Origin of the sequence: Bradyrhizobium sp. JYMT SZCCT0180 (genome assembly GCF_018130165.1) — a bacterium.
In the GTDB taxonomy this organism is placed as follows: Bacteria; Pseudomonadota; Alphaproteobacteria; order Rhizobiales; family Xanthobacteraceae; genus Bradyrhizobium.
This window is the reverse complement of the sequence record NZ_JAFCLZ010000005.1, coordinates 1-17,243: the sequence shown is the minus strand read 5'-3', so window position 1 is coordinate 17,243 and position 17,243 is coordinate 1. Positions and strand designations below refer to the sequence as shown.

The 17,243-nt window shown below is 63.3% G+C and carries 20 protein-coding genes; 12 read left to right on the top strand and 8 right to left on the bottom strand.

The features are described 5' to 3' along the window. Window positions 1–8: 8 nt before the first annotated feature. The 5 genes from JQ641_RS08725 to JQ641_RS08705 are packed head-to-tail and all read left to right on the top strand — an operon-like array spanning window position 9 to window position 5,409. Entirely contained in the window at window positions 9–890 is an 882-nt protein-coding gene (locus JQ641_RS08725; protein ID WP_211995581.1) for an AAA family ATPase, read from the top strand. After that, on the top strand, window positions 887–2,005 hold the full coding sequence (locus JQ641_RS08720) for a vWA domain-containing protein (protein WP_211995580.1): 1,119 nt from the start codon (window positions 887–889) through the stop codon (window positions 2,003–2,005). The genes JQ641_RS08725 and JQ641_RS08720 overlap by 4 nt, the downstream gene beginning before the upstream one ends. Continuing rightward, entirely contained in the window at window positions 2,002–2,901 is a 900-nt protein-coding gene (locus JQ641_RS08715; protein ID WP_211995579.1) for an amidohydrolase family protein, read from the top strand. The genes JQ641_RS08720 and JQ641_RS08715 overlap by 4 nt, the downstream gene beginning before the upstream one ends. Window positions 2,902–2,939: 38 nt before the next feature. Next, window positions 2,940–3,788: an MBL fold metallo-hydrolase gene (locus tag JQ641_RS08710; protein WP_211995578.1), complete on the top strand. Its 849-nt coding sequence runs from the start codon at window positions 2,940–2,942 to the stop codon at window positions 3,786–3,788. Window positions 3,789–3,810: 22 nt separating this feature from the next. Further along, window positions 3,811–5,409, top strand: coding sequence for an isochorismatase family protein (locus JQ641_RS08705; RefSeq protein ID WP_211995577.1), 1,599 nt, complete (start codon window positions 3,811–3,813; stop codon window positions 5,407–5,409). Window positions 5,410–5,521: 112 nt separating this feature from the next. Here the strand turns inward: JQ641_RS08705 and JQ641_RS08700 are convergent, their stop codons facing one another. From JQ641_RS08700 to JQ641_RS08680, 5 genes are all read right to left on the bottom strand, one after another. After that, the gene (locus tag JQ641_RS08700; protein ID WP_211995576.1) at window positions 5,522–6,121 is read right to left on the bottom strand and encodes a thiamine pyrophosphate-dependent enzyme; all 600 of its coding nucleotides are present in this window, start codon (window positions 6,119–6,121) and stop codon (window positions 5,522–5,524) included. Then, on the bottom strand, window positions 6,118–6,675 hold the full coding sequence (locus tag JQ641_RS08695; RefSeq protein ID WP_312016124.1) for a thiamine pyrophosphate-binding protein: 558 nt from the start codon (window positions 6,673–6,675) through the stop codon (window positions 6,118–6,120). The genes JQ641_RS08700 and JQ641_RS08695 overlap by 4 nt, the downstream gene beginning before the upstream one ends. A 177-nt stretch (window positions 6,676–6,852) precedes the next feature. Then, entirely contained in the window at window positions 6,853–8,004 is a 1,152-nt protein-coding gene (locus JQ641_RS08690) for a serine hydrolase (protein ID WP_249150285.1), read from the bottom strand. A 103-nt stretch (window positions 8,005–8,107) separates the two neighbouring features. Further along, window positions 8,108–8,590 (bottom strand): transcription elongation factor GreA, encoded by a 483-nt coding sequence (gene greA, locus JQ641_RS08685; protein ID WP_211995575.1) that lies wholly within the window; start codon window positions 8,588–8,590, stop codon window positions 8,108–8,110. A 185-nt stretch (window positions 8,591–8,775) separates the two neighbouring features. Beyond that, complete coding sequence (locus JQ641_RS08680; RefSeq protein WP_211995574.1) at window positions 8,776–9,798, bottom strand: LLM class flavin-dependent oxidoreductase; 1,023 nt, start codon at window positions 9,796–9,798, stop codon at window positions 8,776–8,778. A 218-nt stretch (window positions 9,799–10,016) separates the two neighbouring features. Here JQ641_RS08680 and JQ641_RS08675 point away from each other — a divergent pair, with 218 nt between their 5' ends. The 4 genes from JQ641_RS08675 to JQ641_RS08660 all read left to right on the top strand — a co-directional run bounded on the left by JQ641_RS08675 (window position 10,017) and on the right by JQ641_RS08660 (window position 12,708). Continuing rightward, a complete protein-coding gene (locus tag JQ641_RS08675; RefSeq protein ID WP_211995573.1) occupies window positions 10,017–11,021 on the top strand; it encodes a glycoside hydrolase family 3 N-terminal domain-containing protein in 1,005 nt (334 codons plus the stop codon). Between the two features lie 115 nt (window positions 11,022–11,136). Continuing rightward, entirely contained in the window at window positions 11,137–11,343 is a 207-nt protein-coding gene (locus JQ641_RS08670) for a hypothetical protein (RefSeq protein ID WP_192740564.1), read from the top strand. A 122-nt stretch (window positions 11,344–11,465) separates the two neighbouring features. Beyond that, entirely contained in the window at window positions 11,466–11,777 is a 312-nt protein-coding gene (locus JQ641_RS08665) for a hypothetical protein (RefSeq protein WP_211995572.1), read from the top strand. Between the two features lie 310 nt (window positions 11,778–12,087). Further along, window positions 12,088–12,708, top strand: coding sequence for a helix-turn-helix domain-containing protein (locus JQ641_RS08660; protein WP_211995571.1), 621 nt, complete (start codon window positions 12,088–12,090; stop codon window positions 12,706–12,708). Window positions 12,709–12,883: 175 nt separating this feature from the next. Here JQ641_RS08660 and JQ641_RS08655 read toward each other — a convergent pair whose 3' ends face one another. The 3 genes from JQ641_RS08655 to JQ641_RS08645 all read right to left on the bottom strand — a co-directional run bounded on the left by JQ641_RS08655 (window position 12,884) and on the right by JQ641_RS08645 (window position 14,782). Beyond that, complete coding sequence (locus JQ641_RS08655) at window positions 12,884–13,129, bottom strand: hypothetical protein (protein WP_211995570.1); 246 nt, start codon at window positions 13,127–13,129, stop codon at window positions 12,884–12,886. A 240-nt stretch (window positions 13,130–13,369) separates the two neighbouring features. Then, entirely contained in the window at window positions 13,370–13,762 is a 393-nt protein-coding gene (locus JQ641_RS08650; protein WP_192740568.1) for a response regulator, read from the bottom strand. A gap of 294 nt (window positions 13,763–14,056) precedes the next feature. Next, window positions 14,057–14,782, bottom strand: coding sequence for a Crp/Fnr family transcriptional regulator (locus JQ641_RS08645; protein ID WP_211995569.1), 726 nt, complete (start codon window positions 14,780–14,782; stop codon window positions 14,057–14,059). 779 nt (window positions 14,783–15,561) lie between these two features. Between JQ641_RS08645 and JQ641_RS08640 the strand changes: the two genes are divergently transcribed. From JQ641_RS08640 to JQ641_RS08630, 3 genes are all read left to right on the top strand, one after another. Beyond that, window positions 15,562–16,056, top strand: a complete 495-nt coding sequence (locus JQ641_RS08640; RefSeq protein WP_211995568.1) for a response regulator — start codon at window positions 15,562–15,564, stop codon at window positions 16,054–16,056. Between the two features lie 112 nt (window positions 16,057–16,168). Continuing rightward, window positions 16,169–16,585, top strand: a complete 417-nt coding sequence (locus JQ641_RS08635; RefSeq protein WP_211995567.1) for a response regulator — start codon at window positions 16,169–16,171, stop codon at window positions 16,583–16,585. A gap of 355 nt (window positions 16,586–16,940) precedes the next feature. After that, on the top strand, window positions 16,941–17,243 hold a 303-nt coding region (locus tag JQ641_RS08630; RefSeq protein ID WP_502754939.1), incomplete at its 3' end, for a flagellin N-terminal helical domain-containing protein.

Sequence of the window (17,243 nt, the reverse complement as noted above, 5' to 3'; positions counted from 1 at the left end):
GCATCGGGATGGCGGTGCGCGGTAGTGTTGGTGGGATCGATCGGCCGGAGAAACTGGCCGAGGCGTTGCGCGCGGCCTATTACCTCGCCGATGACGGCTTTGCCACGGCCGGCTACCTCGCGCTCGCACTCGGCAAGCCGCTGCTGCTGGAAGGCGCGCCGGGTGTCGGCAAGACCGAAGCCGCCAAGGCGATTGCCGGAATCATGGGACGGCAGCTGATCCGGCTGCAATGCTATGAGGGCATCGACTCCGCCGCCGCGCTGTATGAGTGGAACTACCCGCGCCAGATGCTGGCGATCCGCCAGGCCGGCGACGAGCCGATCGACATCTACCGCGACGATTTCCTGATCGAGCGGCCGATGCTGGCAGCGCTGCGTAGGCCGGACTCGACCGTGCTGCTGATCGACGAAATCGACCGCTCCGATCCTGAGTTCGAGGCGTTCCTGCTCGAATTCCTGTCGGACTTCTCGATCTCGATCCCGGAGCGCGGCACCCTGCGCGCGCATGAACGCCCGGTGGTGATCCTGACCTCGAACCGCACCCGCGATCTGCACGAGGCGCTGCGGCGGCGCTGCGTCTATCACTACATCGCCTATCCGGATCCGGAGCGCGAGGCGCGGATCATCATGATGCGCTCGTCCGCCGTCGCGGAGGCCACCGCGCGCGCGATCGTGACGGCGGTCGGGCGGTTGCGGCAGGAGCCGCTGACCAAGCCGCCCGGCGTCGCCGAAGCGATCGACTGGGCGGAGGCGTCGACGCTGCTGGCGAAAACCGGCGCGCCGTGGCCGGACGCGTTCCGCCGTGCGATCGGCGTGGCGCTGAAGGACGAAGAGGACCTCGCCTTCATCGCGCCACGGCTCGACGCCATTATCGCGGAGATCGCGGCATGACGGCGCTTGATCTGCCGCGCGCGGCCCGGCCGCTGCTGGATTTCATCGCGCTGCTGCGACGCAACGGCTTTCCGGTCGCGCCGGAACAGGGCCTGGCCTTTCTGCGCGCGATCGAACTGCTCGGCCCGCGCAATATCGAGGACATCCGCCGTGCCGGCGTCGCCATGCTGGCGCCGCCGTTCGAGCGGCAACCCGATTTCGACATGCTGTTCGACATGCACTTTCTCGGCCTTGCCGGCGTGCTGTCCGATCAGGTCGCCGAAAGCGACGAGGAGCTGGAAGTTCAGGACGATGGCGCCGGCTATGACGCGCCGCTATCGGACGAGACAAACGAAACCGGGCAGGCGGCGACTGCCAGCGAAGCGCTGTCGCGGCGCGCGTTGCGGCCGGACGACGAGAGCCAGCAGCTGGCGCGTTTCAGCCGGCATTTGCCGGCCCAGCTGCCGCGCCGCCGCGGCTATCGGATGCGCTTAGCCAAGCGGGGCGGGGGCTTTGACCTGCAGCGCTCGCTGCGGGACGCCATCCGCACCGATGGCGAGGTGATCCGGCTGCGCCGCCGCGAACGCCAATTGCGGCCGCGCGCCATCCTGCTGCTGATCGACGTGTCGGGCTCGATGAAGGCGCGCTCTGATGCGCATCTGCGCTTTGCCCATGCGCTGGTCAACGCAGCCCCCCGCGTCGAGGTGTTTACGTTCGGCACGCGGCTGACCCGGCTGACCCGCGCGCTGCGGCTGAAGAACCGCGAGCAGGCGCTTGCCGTCGCAGCCGACCTCGTGGCCGACTGGGATGGCGGCACGCGGATCGGCGATGCGCTGGCCGCCTTCCTCGCGGTTCCCCGCTTCGCCGGCTATGCCCGCGGCGCGCTGGTGCTGGTGCTGTCCGACGGGCTCGAGCGCGGCGATCCGGCACAGATGATCCGCGCGGTCGGCCATCTCGCCGCGCGCGCCTGGCGGATCGACTGGCTGACCCCGCTCGCCGCCGCGGCCGATTATCGCCCTGAAACCGCGGCGTTGCGCGCGGTGCTGCCGATGCTCGACAGCGTCGCCAACGGCGCGACGACGGAGCGGCTGTGCCGGCATGTTCTCGATCTCTCACGACGGAGGGCCGCCCGATGAGTACGCCTGCGTCCGGCTGCGTCGATGCGCATCATCACATCTGGCGGCAGCAGGATCTGCCCTGGTTGCTCGGTCCGATGCTGCCGCGGATCTTCGGGCCCTATGAGCCGATCCGCCGCGACTACACCATCGCGGAATATCTGGCGGATGTCTCCGCCGCCGGAATCACGCGGTCGGTTTATGTGCAAGCGAACTGGGCACCGGCGCGCTTCCTCGATGAGGTCCGTTATGTCAGCGACGCCGCGCGGGAGACCGGCTGGCCGCACGCCATCGTCGCCTATGCGGATTTCACCGCGGAGGATGTGCGGTCGCAACTGGATCAACTGGCGGCGTTCCCGCTGGTGCGCGGCGTCAGGATGCAGCTGCACTGGCACGACAATCCGCAATACCGTTTCGCGTCGGGTCCGGATCTGGCGCGCGATCCGACGCTCCGGCGCAACATCGCGCGATTGAGCGAATATGGCTGGGCCTTCGATCTGCAGGTGTTCGCGCCGCAAATGGCCGGTGCGGCCGAGCTTGCCGACGCCTGTCCCGGCGTCAATTTCGTTTTGCAGCATGCCGGCATGCTGGAGGATTTGTCGCCGGCCGGCCTTGAGAGCTGGCGCGCCGGCATGACGCTGCTGGCGCAGCGGCCCAACGTCGTATCAAAACTGTCCGGCCTCGGCACCTTCCTGCATCGCAACGACCCGGCGCATATCGGTTTCGTGGTCGGCGAAACCGTGCGGCTGTTCGGCGCCGGACGCTGCATGTTCGGCTCGAACTTTCCGATCGAAAAACTCTGGACCCGCTACGACGCGTTGTTCGATGCCTATCGCGCAGCGACGCAGACGGTGTCCGCCGCGGACCAGCAAGCGATCTTTCACGACACAGCCGCCGGCATCTACCGGCTGGCCTGATTTCAGAAAACAACGGGATTCAACGAGGGGAAAATCACATGGCGCTCGAAATCAAGATCCTGGACTACGGCGACATCGAACTTGAATCCAGCTTCCTCGTGCTGGGACGTGATTGTGGGCGCACCAGGCGGGTATACACATACGGCTTCCTGATCCTCGGAGGGCCTTGGCCGATGGTGGTCGATACCGGCTATCGGCACAACCAAATCATGGAAAGCCTGGGCATGCGCGGTCTGCAGCACCATGAGAACATGATCGAGAACCAGCTCGCCAGGCATGGCGTGCGGATGGGCGATGTGCGCTACGTCATGCACACCCATCTCCACATCGACCATGCCGGCAAGGACGAGTTGTTTCCGATGAACACGACGGTGCTGCTGAACCGGCGCGAACTGGAATATTCGGTGTCGGGCCTGATGCATCCGCAATATCCCGCGCCTGACATCAAGCACCTGATCGACCGGCTGCACACCCGCCACGCGCTGCGGCTGGAAGATCTCGAACTGTCCGGCCCGATCGAGGTCTGCCCCGGCGTCACCGTCGATGCGGCGGGCGCTCACACCGAAGGCTCAATGAACATCCATGTCGAGACCGCCGAGGGCCGCGCCACCATATGCGGCGACGTGATCTATGATTTCAACGACCAGATCGTGAATCCCTTCCACGAACTGCATCACAACGAGCCCCGAACCACAGGCAACCACGGCAACACCAAGCGCGAGGAGAAGGCGGCGATCAAGCGGCTGCTGTCCGGTTCGCGCTTCCTGCTGCCGGTGCATGACAAGCCGGCCAAGATCGAGCACGGCCAGGTCGTGGCGCGCCTCGACATGGCGGTGCCGGGACCGACCGTGCAATCGCTGCCGTCACGCAATTGGTTCGCGGCATGAGCTGCGGCTTCGGAGACCAGCGATGACCACGCATATCGCGCTGCGCCCATCCTTTGCCGAACTGATCGACCTGTGGGCGCCGGTGCGGCAGGCCGGCACCGGCTTCCAGTTCACGGAAGGGCCGGTCTGGCACCCGAAGGCGCATGACCTTCTGTTCTCCGACATGCCGGGCGACGTGCGCCGCCGGCTCGACGGGCAGGGCGTTCGCGAGGCGATGCGTCCGTCCAACAAGTGCAACGGCATGACCTATGATGCCGGGCTGAACCTGATCGTCTGCGAGCACGCCACCTCCACGCTGGTGCGCGAACGCCCCGACGGCCGGCGCGAGATTTTGGCGTCGCATTTCGACGGGCTGGAGCTGAATTCGCCAAACGACGTTTGCGTGAAGTCCGACGGTGCGATCTATTTCTCCGACCCGTGGTACGGCCGGATGCCGGTCTACGGCGTGGAGCGGCCACGCCAGCTCGGCTTCCAGGGCGTCTATCGCGTGCCGCCCCGCGGCGGCGAGCCGCAATTGCTTGTCGACCGCTATCTGTTCGATCAGCCGAACGGACTGTGCTTTTCGCCGGATGAGCAGCGGCTCTACGTCAACGATACCGTCAAGCATCTGATCCGCGTGTTCGACGTCGATGCCGGTGGAGGTCTTGGTAACGGGCGGGTGTTCGCCTCCAACATCGTCTCGGCCACGGAGCCCGGCGTGCCGGATGGCATGAAATGCGACGCGCTCGGCAATGTCTGGGTTTCGGCGCCGGGCGGAATCTGGGTCTATGCGCCGGACGGCAGATTGATCGGCAAGCTGCGCGTTCCCGAACTGGTCAGCAATTTGACCTGGGGCGGGCCGGATTGGCGCACGCTCTACATCACCGCGACGCATTCGGTCTATGCGGTGCCGGTGAAGGTCGGGCCGCGCAACGAGCCCTATATGCGTGCCGGCCAGAACGCGCCGGCCGCGGCCCGGCCGGCACCAGCTGCGGTGGCGACCGTCAACCGTTCCGCAGCCCAGCTCGCAGAGCCGGGTTACGCGGTCGATCCGACGCGCTGCGCGCTGATCATTCAGGACATGCAAAACGACGTCGTGATGGACGGCGGCGCCTTTGCGTCGTCAGGCTCGCCGGCGCATTGCCGCGAACAGAACGCCATCGCCAACGCGAAGCGGCTCGCGGAGGCCGCGCGTGCCCGCGGCGTCATGGTGATTCACGTCTGGTTCGTGGTGGAGCCGGGCGCGCCGGGCGTTACAGCGAATGCGCCGCTTTTCGAGGGGTTGATCGACGCAAAGGCACTGGTGCGCGGCACCTGGGGCGTTGCGCCGGTGCCGGGGCTGGAGCCGCACGCCGGTGACCAGGTGGTGGAGAAGATGCGGATGAGCGCCTGGGAGGGCACGAGGCTGGAGGCCATGCTGAAGGCGGCCGGGCGCGATTTCGTCATCGTCACCGGCGCCTGGACAAATATGTCGATCGAACATACCGCCCGCACCGGCGCGGACAAAGGGTTCTACATGATCGTGCCGGAGGATTGCTGCTCGACGATGAACGCCGAATGGCACATTGCCGCGGTGAACTACGCGATCCAGAACGTGGCGATGGTGACCCGCGCCGACGACCTGATCGCCGCGATGTCCTGATCGAGGGTGGCAAGCTGCCGGGGCCTCGCCGTCGCGAGGTCGCGCATGCTCCGCGTCTTGCCGTTCAGACCATCCAGCGTCGCTAATCGGTGTGCGCTTGGGAGTTTTTGCGTCAATTATAGAGCGAGCCGTCGCCGAGCACGGATTGCCTGAAGCGGGTGGTGAGGATGCCGCCGTCGGCGGGCGGCAGCACGAAGTAAAGCGCTTCCGGATTGATCTTGACCTGTGCGAACACTGGCCCGTTGCCGCGGTGGGCGAGATCGCGAATTTCGGTGACCTCGGCCATGGTCCTGACAATCCGGGATGTCCGGAAGCCGGCGGCGGTGGCGATCCCGGCGAGATCGACGCCGGCTGCCGTGTGGGTCTTCTGCATGCCGGTCTCGCCGAAGCGCTCATTATCGAGAACGGCAATGGTGAGGTTCGCCGGGTTCTGGACGGCGATCGTGGCAAGTGCGCCGAGGCTCATCAGCATCTCGCCGTCGCCGGTGATGACGAGCACCCGGCGCTTGGGCTGCGCGATGGCAAGACCAAAGCCCATCATGGCGGCCGCGCCCATCGCGCCCCAGAGCGGGAAGTTGTTCGGGCTGTCGCCCGCGGCTGAGATATCCCAGTTGGGCGCGCCGAGCCCGGCAACGACGAGGAGATCGCTGCGATCGCGCAGCAACTCATTGACGACGTCGCGGCGATGCAGCAGTTCGTTGGGAACGTTCATTTTCGGGCAAGCTCCTTGAAATTCTTGGCGCCGAGCACGCGCTGTCCGATCAGGACGGCGGCAGGCCGCCAGGTGTTGAAGGCAAGGTTGGCCGCGCCCGAAACGGTCGAGGCGACCAGATGCGGCTCGTCGGCGCGGGTCACGATCACGCCCATGGCTTCGAGCACGGCCCTGGTGCCCTGGCCCATCGGGACCTGCCACGGGTTGAACTCACCCCATTCGCCGCGCATCGTCACCAGCATCAGGAGCGGCATGCGGCAGATCATCGGCAGCGACAGCATGTTGATGCAGTTGCCGACGCCGCTCGATTGCAGCAGCAGGACGCCGCGTTCTCCGCCGAGCCACGCTCCTGCCAGCATGGCGATCCCTTCCTCTTCGGTGGTCAGGGTGATGACGCGGGCTTGAGGATCCGCCTCGAAGGCGCGGATGAGGCGGCTGTGGCCCGCATCCGGCACCATTCCGACCTGGCGCACGTCAGCGTCCTTGAGGACGCGGTACACCTCGTCGGGCCAGGTCGGCAGTGCGACCGGCTCTTTCTTCTGCAGATCCGCCACGGAGCGGCTCCCCCTTTTTCTCGATCTCGAACACGCGTTGCCGGGATAGTACGACGCCGTTTCGATGAGAAGGTATGCAAAATTGAAAAGCGGCCGGTCGCGCCAGCCCGGCTCGCTGCACCGCCATATGACACGGGAGCCACAGCCGGGCGACTTATGACGGCCACCGGCGCGTCGCTATTCTCGCGCCAATTCCGGCAGCACGTGGTAGCGGGCGATCTCATGCGGAAACTCGCCGCGGTTGGCGAGCAGGACGATGCCGACTTTGTGTGCCGGCACGAGGCCGACATAGGCTGTTGCGTTGTTAAGCCCGCCCGGCTTGTCGACGACGGTCACGTCGTTCAGGTGAATGTTCTCCCAGGCCATCGCCTGTCCGAACTTCTCGGTCACGTGAAATGCCTCGCGCTGCGTCATCTGCAATGCTTGCCGCAACTGCGGATCGATCGCCTCACCATCGATGAAGGCAGCCAGAAAGGTGGCCAGGTCGCGCGCCGAGGTGAACATCTGGCCAGTCCCGGGGAAATCGTAATAAGTCTGCTGATCTCCAGGTGGACCAACCGCCATGCCCGTATCGGCGTAGCCCTGCACGACACGTTTCATCAGCTCCGGAGCCATTATGGCGCGATGGTCTGGCCCGCGCTCGGGCAGAAATGTCTGGTTCATGCCGAGCGGCTTCAGGATGCGCGCCTCGATAAGTTCGCCGATCGGCCGGCCGTAGCGACGTTCGAGCGCGAGCTGCAGCAGCACGTACCCCGCATGGGTGTAGATGCGCTGCTTTCCCGGCTGCTCGCCTGATTGCGGCGTCCATGCGTTGAGCGCCTCGAAGAACTGCGGCAGGTTAAACGAATCGTTCGGCCATGGCGGGTGATCGGTCGGCAGCAGGAGTCCGGACGTATGCGTTGCCAGTTCACCGATCGTCACGCGTTTGATGTAGTCGCCGCGCAGCTCGGGGACATACCTGCTCACGGGGTCATCGAGACGGAGTTCGCCGCGAAGCGTACCCAATGCGACCAGGATTGCCTCAAACGGTTTGCGCACCGACGCTACGTTGAACAACGTGTCTGATGTGATCGGCTGCCCTGTCGCTTCGTCGGCGACGCCGTAGTTGAAAAAATCGGTGTGACCCGCAGCGTAGACGGCCACGGCGAGACCGCCCGGCTTCCCCACGGTCTCCGGCGCCAGATAGGCCGTGACGACGTGCTGAATTTTGGCGTCCATGCCGATATCCGCAACCGACCCGCCCGCCAGCACGAGCAGCAGAACGGTAAAAATGATCAGGCCTGTCGATCGACGATGTCGCAACCAGCGCGCGGAGCTTGTCACCATCATGAGCCATCGTCTCGTTGACGCCGATGGACCTTTTTACCCGCGCGATTCCGGCGCTTATCAGGAAGCTGCCGTCAATTTGCTGTGAGTTGTCGAATGCCCTGGCTCAGGAGATCGTAATGATCTCGAGTTCGTGACCGGATACGCCGACGACATCTCCGACAGCTTTGCCCATCAGAGACCTTGCCACCGGGGACACGAAGGAAATCGAGCCGGCCTTGGGGTCCGCTTCGTCCTCTCCTACGATATGATATTTCTGCACGCGCCCATCCTCGCGCCTGAAGGTCACCGTACTCCCGAAAGCAACGGTATCAGTGGACGCAGGAGGGGTGATTAGCTGAGCCGTCCGAACTCTCGCCGCAAAGTAGCGCGCATCGCGCAAGGGCGTTGCCGCTTGCCGCCGCCGCTCATTCACGTCTTCGATCTGCTGCGCCGTCTCGTACGCCTCGCGAGCCTGTTGCAGTTGAAACTCGAGCGCCTTCAATCCCGCTTCCGTAACCAGGTTCGGATGAGCAGAGATCGGGCGGTCGGGTAGCAGCGTCTCCGATGCGGTTTCGGCACTGTCTTCCTTGGTGAAGGCAACGCTCAACTCGGCCTCCTTTCGAGGGGATATGCCAGGAAATGGAATTGTAACACAACGCTCGGCGGTTTTTGCCTATCACATATCGCGGAGCGGATGGAACCTGGTTGCCTCTTTTGGGGTACCGCCTCTTCCGGCGGTCGCTCGATCCCGGCGCGAAGCGGATGCCAGCCGTGGCAACATCGCAGGAGCCCTTAGCGCCACCCGAGCGCGGGCGCCACGTGCGTCAGAATCGATTCAATGACATGGGCATTGTAGGCCACGCCGAGCTGGTTAGGGACGGTCAACAGTAACGTGTCGGCCTCATTGATCGCTTCGTCCTTCCTGAGCTGCTCAATCAGGACATCAGGCTCGGCCGCATAGCTGCGGCCGAAGATCGCCTGGGTCTCTGGAGAGATAAAGCCGATCTGGTCATCCTCGTCTCCACCGCGGCCGAAGTAGGCGCGATCACGATCATCCATGATGGCGATGATGCTGCGGCTGACGGACACCCGTGGCGCGCGCGCATGGCCAGCCTCCTTCCACGCCGAGCGATAGGCCCTGATCTGGGCAGCCTGCTGGATGTGGAAAGCCTCGCCGGTTTCGTCGTTCTTGAGCGTCGAACTCTGCAGGTTCATGCCCAGCTTCGCTGCCCATATTGCCGTGGCGTTCGAGCCGGCGCCCCACCAGATGCGATCCCGCAATCCGGCGGAGAGCGGTTCAAGACGCAGCAACCCCGGCGGATTTGGAAACATCGGACGTGGGTTGGGCTTCGCGAAGCCATGGCCGCGCAGCGCATCAAGAAAGACCTCGGCATGGCGCCGGCCCATGTCGGCTTCGGTCTCGCCTTCGGCCGGTTGATAGCCGAAATACCGCCATCCATCGACGACCTGCTCGGGCGATCCCCGGCTGATTCCAAGTTGCAGGCGCCCGCCCGAGATGAGGTCGGCCGCGCCGGCGTCTTCGACCATGTAGAGCGGGTTCTCATAGCGCATGTCGATGACCGCCGTGCCGATCTCGATGCGGCTGGTCTTCGCGCCGACCGCCGCCAGCAACGGGAAAGGCGAGGCGAGTTGGCGGGCGAAGTGATGAACGCGAAAATAGGCGCCGTCGGCGCCCAATTCCTCAGCCGCGACGGCCAGATCGATGGATTGCAGCAGCGTGTCCGCCGCCGAGCGGGTCTGCGATTGCGAAGAGGGCGTCCAGTGCCCGAACGAAAGGAATCCAATGCTTTTCATGCAGCCTATCTAGGCTCTCCCTGTCGATTTGCCACCGTCACTGTGAGCGGGAATGCCCTTGCACCTAGCGCCCAAGAACAGCGGTGGTGAACAACGATGGAAGTGCCAGATCGCAGGCTGGACCGAAAGTGTCCCTGGATGCTACGGATTACAGCACAAGGCCAGTAGGCCCTTGAAACTTTTTGCGGCGCGCGGGATCGGTGATCAGGACTGCCAGCATGCCCGTCGGCGAACTCTTCATTCTCGGCTTCTTCGGCAAAACCATCCCGGCATGGCTGCGGGAGTTCGCAGGCCGCTACGGCCTGGGCGGCGTGATCCTGTTCGACTATTCCTGCCAGACGCGCAAATACGACAACAACATCGAATCGCCGGAGCAGGTGCAGCGTCTCTGTGAAGAGATTTCGCGGCTGCCGTCAGGCCCGATGGTGTTCATCGACCAGGAGGGCGGGCTGGTGCGGCGGCTGAAGGACAGCAAGGGGTTCAAGCCGCTCCCGAGCCCGAAGGAATTCAACCATCTCGCTTTGAGCGAGAAGCGGGAAGTACTTGCCGCCAGTTTCGCCGAAATGCGCCGCCTCGGCATTCACTACGACTTCGCGCCCGTCATCGACGTCGATTACAACCCTGATAATCCGAACATCGGCAAGATCAAGCGGTCCTGGTCCGCCGATATCGGCGAGGTGGAGGCCAATGCGCTACTGGCGAGCGAGGTCGCGCGCGAGACGGGCATCGGGCTTTGCCTGAAGCATTTCCCCGGCATCGGCGGCGCGGTGGTGGACTCGCATCAGGAGTTCATGGACATTTCCGACAGTCTGCGCCCCGAGCAGGAAGAGCTGTTCTATTCGCTGGCGCCAAAAATGTTCGGCGATGCCGTGCTGGTCAGCCACGCCATCGTGCGGCAATGGGACCGCGACAATCCGATGACCCTGTCTGCCGCCGGCCTTGGCCGGTTGCGCCGGCGGCTTCCCGATACGCTCCTGATCACCGACGACATGCAGATGCAGGGTCTGCAGAAGGCCTTGGGCACTAGGCAAGCCGGCCTTCAATCGCTGAGGGCCGGTATCGACATGCTCTGCATCGGCAACAATCTGTTCGATCAGGAGCGGGAAATGGCCGCCATCGCCCAATCCGTCGAGCAATCCCTTGATAATGGGACCCTGACGGGTTCCGCCGTTAAGGAATCGATCGCCCGGGTAGGGCGGCGAAAGGCGCTTTTGGCGGCCTGACGGCCCCCCCCCCGGAGGCTGCTATGCGTACCGGCGCGCCGGTTCCCTGCCAATGGCGGGTTGCCTTGCGAGGCCGTTGAGACTACAAGCCTTTTTTCCAACGGGAAGACAGGCGATGGCCCACAATTACGCAATCAATGACGACGTGCACCACCAGCTGCAGGGGCCGCAGGGCCGCGCCACCGTCAAGGAACGCAGCATCTACACCATCGTCACCTGCCTGCCGATCGAGGCCGACGGCCGCCCGCGCTACCGCATCAAGAGCAAGACCGAGAACGTCGAGCGCGTCGTGACCGAGGAGCAGATCAGCCGGCTCGGCTGATCCGCCACCATTCTTCATTTGGACGGCTGCTTGTTTGGACTGATAGCGCGCGCCCGCATCGCGTTGTCGTGCGCGGCGATGTCGACATCGCCGTCCGCCTTTTCCTGATTTCGTTATGATTGATGTCGCGCGTCGGTCATCGCGCGGCCTGCACCTCGCAAATCGGTGAAGCCGTGGTCGCCTGCGATCACAGTGTTTCTACGGCTCTTTGTGAAGCAATTCACACGCAGGTGCCGGCACCGGCGTTAACGACGGCGCATGACAACGCGGCGGATGGCATACTGGTGGTTCAGGCTCGTTGCCTCGGGACGCTTCCTCGAAAAGTTCCTGAGGCTCCCGCGCAGCTGAACCGCGTCGAGGTTACGTCTGATCCGTCGCTTAACGGAAACAGCGACGAGTACTTCATCGAAGCCGCGCCTGCGAATTGCCGCTGAGGTCCATCATACGCGGCTTGTTGCGTGCCGCGTGGCTGCCCGGTTTAAACAGTCCGACGGATGGAACCATAACGAATCAAAAGGGGTACATTAGAGAAACAAATACCCATTATGAGGGATCAGGCGCGGGGCCAACGCATTTCTACGGGCCGTAAAACTACGGAGTCCTGATCTGATGGCATCGTACTCCCTCAATTGAAGGCGAAAACCCGTCGCGTTGGTTCAGTTTCGGTCCACTTTGCCGGTTCCCCGTATTCTTACTGGTTAAAAAATTAACCACCGGCGGCGATGGAATCGATAAATTAGTTATATGTCGCAGCAAGACCATCGAGCCGGTGATTCGCACTTTCCGCAGTGGATGGAAACCGTCACGCCTCTCGAGAGCAATCTTGAAATCGTCCAATTATCCGTCGCGCGCGCTCGCGCAACGGAAGAAGCGGAAGCTTCGATCGCTCGCCAGTTGAACGGACCGCTGACGGCGCTGCTGCTCTACATGAACGAGATCAAGCAGCACAGCCACCAGTTCTCCGAGGCGCCCGGCAATCGCGTATACCTGCAACAGGTCGTGGACAACGCGGTTCAACAGCTCGAACGCGTCTGTGTCGTGGTGAAGCAGATGTCGGACAAGCATCCCTCCTTTGCTTCCGAATCCGATCGCAAGCAGGGGCGGGAGAGCCAGGCCAGCCGCACCAAGGATGGCGGTCGCACACCGGGGCTGGTGTTCGCCTCGGAGTCCGGCCAGAAGCCGCTGACGAAGCGCGAGCGCGAGGTGCTGAGCCTGATCAGTGAAGGTTGCTCCAACAAGCAGGGCGCCTTGCGGATGAACATCAGCCCGAGGACGTTCGAGAGCCATCGCGCCGAAGCCATGCGCAAGCTCGGCGCCCGCAACACCGCGGATCTCGTCCGCAAGGCGTTGTTGCAGCCAGCCTGATTATTTCATTTGCTCGGAATGAAGGCGAAGCGCACTGCGCCTGCAGTGAAAGCGCTGCAATGCTGCAGGTTCACGAAGGCCGATTGTAATCGCGACAGGGCCGACGAGGCCGGACCAGAAGGTGATCCGGAACAATGGGAGCCGGTTTTCCGAGAAGTTCGCGCCAGGTTGCCGCTCAGCAGAAGTCTTCCGCGAACGAGCGCATGCGGGGCGCGGGCCGGGTCGCAACGACCGGTTTTGGCTCTTCCGGGATGATGGTGATCACCCAGGCCGCCGGAACGCTCGACTTGTTTTCCACGATCGATCGAACGTGGCCGGTGACGGCCGAGCCGGCCGAGCGGAAGGTTGCGGTTCTGCCGTTGAACTGGGCGATACGAAAACGCCGCACTTCTTTCTGATCGCTCGTTTCGAACGTGAACATGAGGGGGCTCCTTGGTCCACGCGACTATCGCGATTCAACGTTATCCGTCTGTGAAAATCGTAAACCGTAGTAGTACGGCAAGCCACGTGCGCGGCGCGGTCCCGTCCGGACACCGCAAGACAGGTCGGATGCCGCCTCCGCGTTCGCCGATCCGCTTCGCGTCTGATGGCAGTGAGGATAGTGGCCGAGGCGGCGATGGATGGCGGCCTTCAGCCTGACGCAGCGCGCCCGGGCGCGATGCTATTCAGCCGCGCTGGGGAATACGGCTTCCATCTTGGTCTTCAGCGTCGCCGCGTTGAACGGCTTGACGATGTAGTTGCTGACGCCGGCCTTCTTCGCGGCGATGACGTTCTCCGTCTTCGATTCCGCTGTTATCATGATGAAGGGCGTGTTTGAGAATTCCGGGCTCGCGCGGACTTCTTTCAGCAGGTCGTAGCCCGTCATCGGCTCCATGTTCCAGTCGGAGATCACGAGACCGTATCGCTTGCCCTGCATCTTGGCGAGCGCCGCCGAGCCGTCGCTGGCATCGTCGACGTTCTCGAATCCGAGCTGCTTGAGGAGGTTGCGGATGATGCGGATCATGGTGCTGTAGTCATCGACCACCAGGATCGGCATCGACAAATCAAAAGCCATGTCTTTACTCCGCGCAGCTAGCAAACCGCCGAACACGGGTGAACTCGCGTGGCATTCGAAATCGTCTCGATGCTCTTTCCCGAACCTGCCCGTCAGCACCGTGACAAGTATCAGGGGTCATTGAACAGCGCGTTAATTCCCGGCCGAATAAATCCCGGGCAAAGGCCAGGCCGGCCGTAATTATACGGTGAGTTCCCGCTGGCCGGATCGCAGGGCGCAATCTTCACGCGCATCGCCGGCCCGGCGCCTATCAATGGGTTCGGGCACCCGCCCCCCATGGACGGCGGCCAAGGGTCACGCTGCCGCGCAATGGATGCGCGGATGCAGCAGGCGGTCGTACTGGCTCTTGACCGTCGCGTAGCACTCGCAGGAGGTCCTGATCAGGCCGTCCAGATTGGTGATCTCGATATGTCCGCGGCTGTAATGGATGAAATTCGCCTGCTGCAGCGTGTTGGCCACCAGCGATACGCTGTTGCGGCGCGCGCCGATCATCTGTGCCATCGCTTCCTGGGTCAGCACGAGCTTGTCGCTGCCGGACAGGTCGCGGGTATGCAACAGGCAGCGCGCCAGCCGGGACTCTACCGTGTGCGAGGCGTTGCAGCCCGCAGTCTGCTGGATTTGCGCGTAGACCGCCAATCCATGCCGGGCCAGCAACGTGCGGAGCGTCGCGCTTTGGTCGGCAGCCGCCCGAAGCTGATCGAGGTCGATCGTCGAGGCCACGCCGGGGACCAGCACCAGCGCGCTGTTCAGCGCGGTTGGATCGCCGAGGGCGGAGAATGCGCCGAAGATGCTGTCGCGGCCGACCATCGCGATCTGAACGTGCTCGCCTCGCGCGAGCTTGACCACCAGCGAGATCACGCCTCGGTGCGGCAGGTAGGCGCGCTTGAGCGTCTCGTCGACTTCCACCAGCACCAGATCCTGGGTGAGGTCGGCAGAGCGCAAATGCGGGCGGATCAGTTCAAAATCGTCCGCAGTCAGCGAGGACAAAAATCCATTCGGGGAACGAGGGGCTGAATCCAAAGCAGTCTCCTGCCTTACGGTCAAAGCCGGTCTCAGGGTGCCAGGGACCAAAAATATACAATATGCGCCATCAAAAATGCCCGTTCATCTTGCCATGAATCGCCGTCGGGAAATATCGGCAAATAGCCGCACTCCGCCGCTGCCCTGGATCCGTTGGCGCCACTCCGCTTGGTGGCCGTCCGAAGGCGCTCCGCCCCGAGAATGGAGGCCGTGGCGTCGGTCGGTGCTGCCCGGCATCGAAGGCCATGGACGCCGACAAAGGCAGTCGCGGCGCCCACCGTTGCGACCTCCAACGTCTGACCTTCGGACTAGGCTGTCCACCGTCGAAACGACCCGCTGTGGGGCAGGTAGACCCTGCGGCCGAGGCGTTGCCGGTCTTGCTCAGGACCCCCGACCGGTTCGACGATCTCAAGTTACAGCCCGGGACCGGAACTGCGCTGCGGGCAGAGCCTGTAACAGGCGATTAGGAGGGCTGCGTCCGCACTCTCAATTCTGGCCGAAGGCGGGGCTTGAGCGGTCTCGCATCAGCAATGCGGCGGCGTGGTGGATACCGGCCGCGAGCTTGCTCAAGGGTTGTGGAACCCGCCCTATACACTGTGGAGGGCAGACAGGCCCGCCGATTTGCGACGGAATTGCGAATAGTGCGCTGATTCGCAAGGCAAAACCGCTCGGGAATGCATTGATGTGCAGTTGGGCTGCCTGACCCAGACGTGGTCCTGTGGGGGGCTTGTCGTTATGTGTCTCTTGCAGCACGTCCGATAACGGCGGAGGAGGCCGTGATGCGTCGTATCCTGGTTGTCGATGACGACCTTCATACCCGCCTTGCGATGCGCGTCTGGCTCAAGCAGTGCGGTTTCAGGGTCGCGATCGCGGACGGCGGGCCCAACGGCCTCGCGACGCTCGATGACGCAACGTTCGACCTGATGATCGTCGATATTTTCATGCCGAACATGCGCGGTTTTGAGTCGATCAGGATATTTCACGCGCGCGCCCCGACAGTACCGCTGATCGCAAGTTCCGGTTATGCGTTCTCCGGGCCGGAAACGGACAATGTTGCTTGCCTAAAAATGGCGCTCAGCCTCGGTGCAACCATGTGCCTGCACAAACCGTTCCGGCCGGCGACGTTGCTCAGCGTGATCGACGAATGTTTGTCGGAAGCCGAGCCGCACCGAAGATACGCCGCCACCCTTGCCGCCGTCACAACCGCGCCGTCGGAACAGCAGGGCGGAATGGCATCGTCAGATATCTCGAAAGAGAGGATCGCTACGGGCTGAGCTGCCAGCAAGACGTAACAACTTCGCGTCGAACCAGAAAAAGGGTGGCGGTTCCGCACGTATTGCGACTGAGGAGCGATTGAAGACAGATATCTTGCTTCAGGAGGCTGGAATGACACGGGTACTCGTTGTCGATGACGATCCAATGGTTTGCATGGCCATTGAGATCTATCTGGAGCGTCACGGCTTCGAAGTGACGATTGCCGATGGCGGCGAAGCCGGGCTTCGCGCGCTCGAAGATTCCAGCTTCGACCTGATGATCGTCGATATCTTCATGCCGCATATGCGCGGCTTCGAATCGATCCGGATATTCCACGAGCGCGCGCCGGCGATTCCGCTGGTCGCGATGTCGGGATACGCGTTTGCCAATCTCGACGCGCCGGCGCCGGACTTTCTGCGAATGGCGCTCGAACTCGGCGCGGCGTGCTGCCTGCGCAAGCCGTTTACGCCGGCGGCGCTGGTGACGGTGATTAATGAATGCCTTGCCGAAGCGCGGTCGCGCTATGCGGGCGCTGCCGAGTCAAGATAGCGATCCAGGCTATCGCCGCCTTCGGGACGCGGTCCGACATTATATCTTTGCCGTAGTGCCGGTTCGATTGGCGCGTCTTGGCGCTGGCCGGCGGCCTGACCGCAATCCTTGCAAAACACGGATCAACATCCGCTCGCGGAAGCGAGCCGCACGCGATCGTCGCGACACTGCGGCCGTCCGCGTCGGTAAGAATCTGTTTACCATAAATGATGAAGCCGGGACTTTTTCCGCCGTCGCGTAGTCGTACGGACATGCAAGTTAACCAGTGGGTAGCGCTGCGAGACCAGTGTGGCACGGACGCCGAATGAAAGTTGCGGCGTTGCGTCAATAGTGTGCATCCAGAAGGATATGAGTCATGTCAGGTATTGTTCTCTCCTCGTCGGTTCGCCAGAACCTTCTCTCGCTGCAGTCGACTGCTGATCTTCTCGCGACCACGCAGTCCCGCCTCTCGACCGGTAAGAAGGTCAACTCGGCGCTCGACAATCCCACCAACTTCTTCACCGCCGCCTCGCTCGATAGCCGCGCCGGCGACATCAACAATCTCCTCGACAGCATCGGCAACGGCGTGCAGGTCCTGCAGTCCGCCAACACCGGCATCACCTCGCTGCAGAAGCTCGTCGACTCCGCCAAGTCCGTCGCCAATCAGGCGCTGCAGACC

Bases quoted from the DNA above. Each gene is read 5' to 3' on its own strand.
- JQ641_RS08690 (WP_249150285.1), bottom strand. From the start codon at position 8,004: ATGATGGTGACAAGCTCCGCGCGCTGGTTGCGACATCGTCGATCGACA.
- JQ641_RS08715 (WP_211995579.1), top strand. From the start codon at position 2,002: ATGAGTACGCCTGCGTCCGGCTGCGTCGATGCGCATCATCACATCTGG.
- JQ641_RS08680 (WP_211995574.1), bottom strand. From the start codon at position 9,798: ATGAAAAGCATTGGATTCCTTTCGTTCGGGCACTGGACGCCCTCTTCG.
- JQ641_RS08660 (WP_211995571.1), top strand. From the start codon at position 12,088: ATGTCGCAGCAAGACCATCGAGCCGGTGATTCGCACTTTCCGCAGTGG.
- JQ641_RS08675 (WP_211995573.1), top strand. From the start codon at position 10,017: ATGCCCGTCGGCGAACTCTTCATTCTCGGCTTCTTCGGCAAAACCATC.
- JQ641_RS08640 (WP_211995568.1), top strand. From the start codon at position 15,562: ATGCGTCGTATCCTGGTTGTCGATGACGACCTTCATACCCGCCTTGCG.
- JQ641_RS08700 (WP_211995576.1), bottom strand. From the start codon at position 6,121: ATGAACGTTCCCAACGAACTGCTGCATCGCCGCGACGTCGTCAATGAG.
- JQ641_RS08710 (WP_211995578.1), top strand. From the start codon at position 2,940: ATGGCGCTCGAAATCAAGATCCTGGACTACGGCGACATCGAACTTGAA.
- JQ641_RS08670 (WP_192740564.1), top strand. From the start codon at position 11,137: ATGGCCCACAATTACGCAATCAATGACGACGTGCACCACCAGCTGCAG.
- JQ641_RS08720 (WP_211995580.1), top strand. From the start codon at position 887: ATGACGGCGCTTGATCTGCCGCGCGCGGCCCGGCCGCTGCTGGATTTC.
- JQ641_RS08650 (WP_192740568.1), bottom strand. From the start codon at position 13,762: ATGGCTTTTGATTTGTCGATGCCGATCCTGGTGGTCGATGACTACAGC.
- JQ641_RS08725 (WP_211995581.1), top strand. From the start codon at position 9: ATGGCGGTGCGCGGTAGTGTTGGTGGGATCGATCGGCCGGAGAAACTG.
- JQ641_RS08655 (WP_211995570.1), bottom strand. From the start codon at position 13,129: ATGTTCACGTTCGAAACGAGCGATCAGAAAGAAGTGCGGCGTTTTCGT.
- JQ641_RS08665 (WP_211995572.1), top strand. From the start codon at position 11,466: ATGTCGCGCGTCGGTCATCGCGCGGCCTGCACCTCGCAAATCGGTGAA.
- JQ641_RS08635 (WP_211995567.1), top strand. From the start codon at position 16,169: ATGACACGGGTACTCGTTGTCGATGACGATCCAATGGTTTGCATGGCC.
- JQ641_RS08705 (WP_211995577.1), top strand. From the start codon at position 3,811: ATGACCACGCATATCGCGCTGCGCCCATCCTTTGCCGAACTGATCGAC.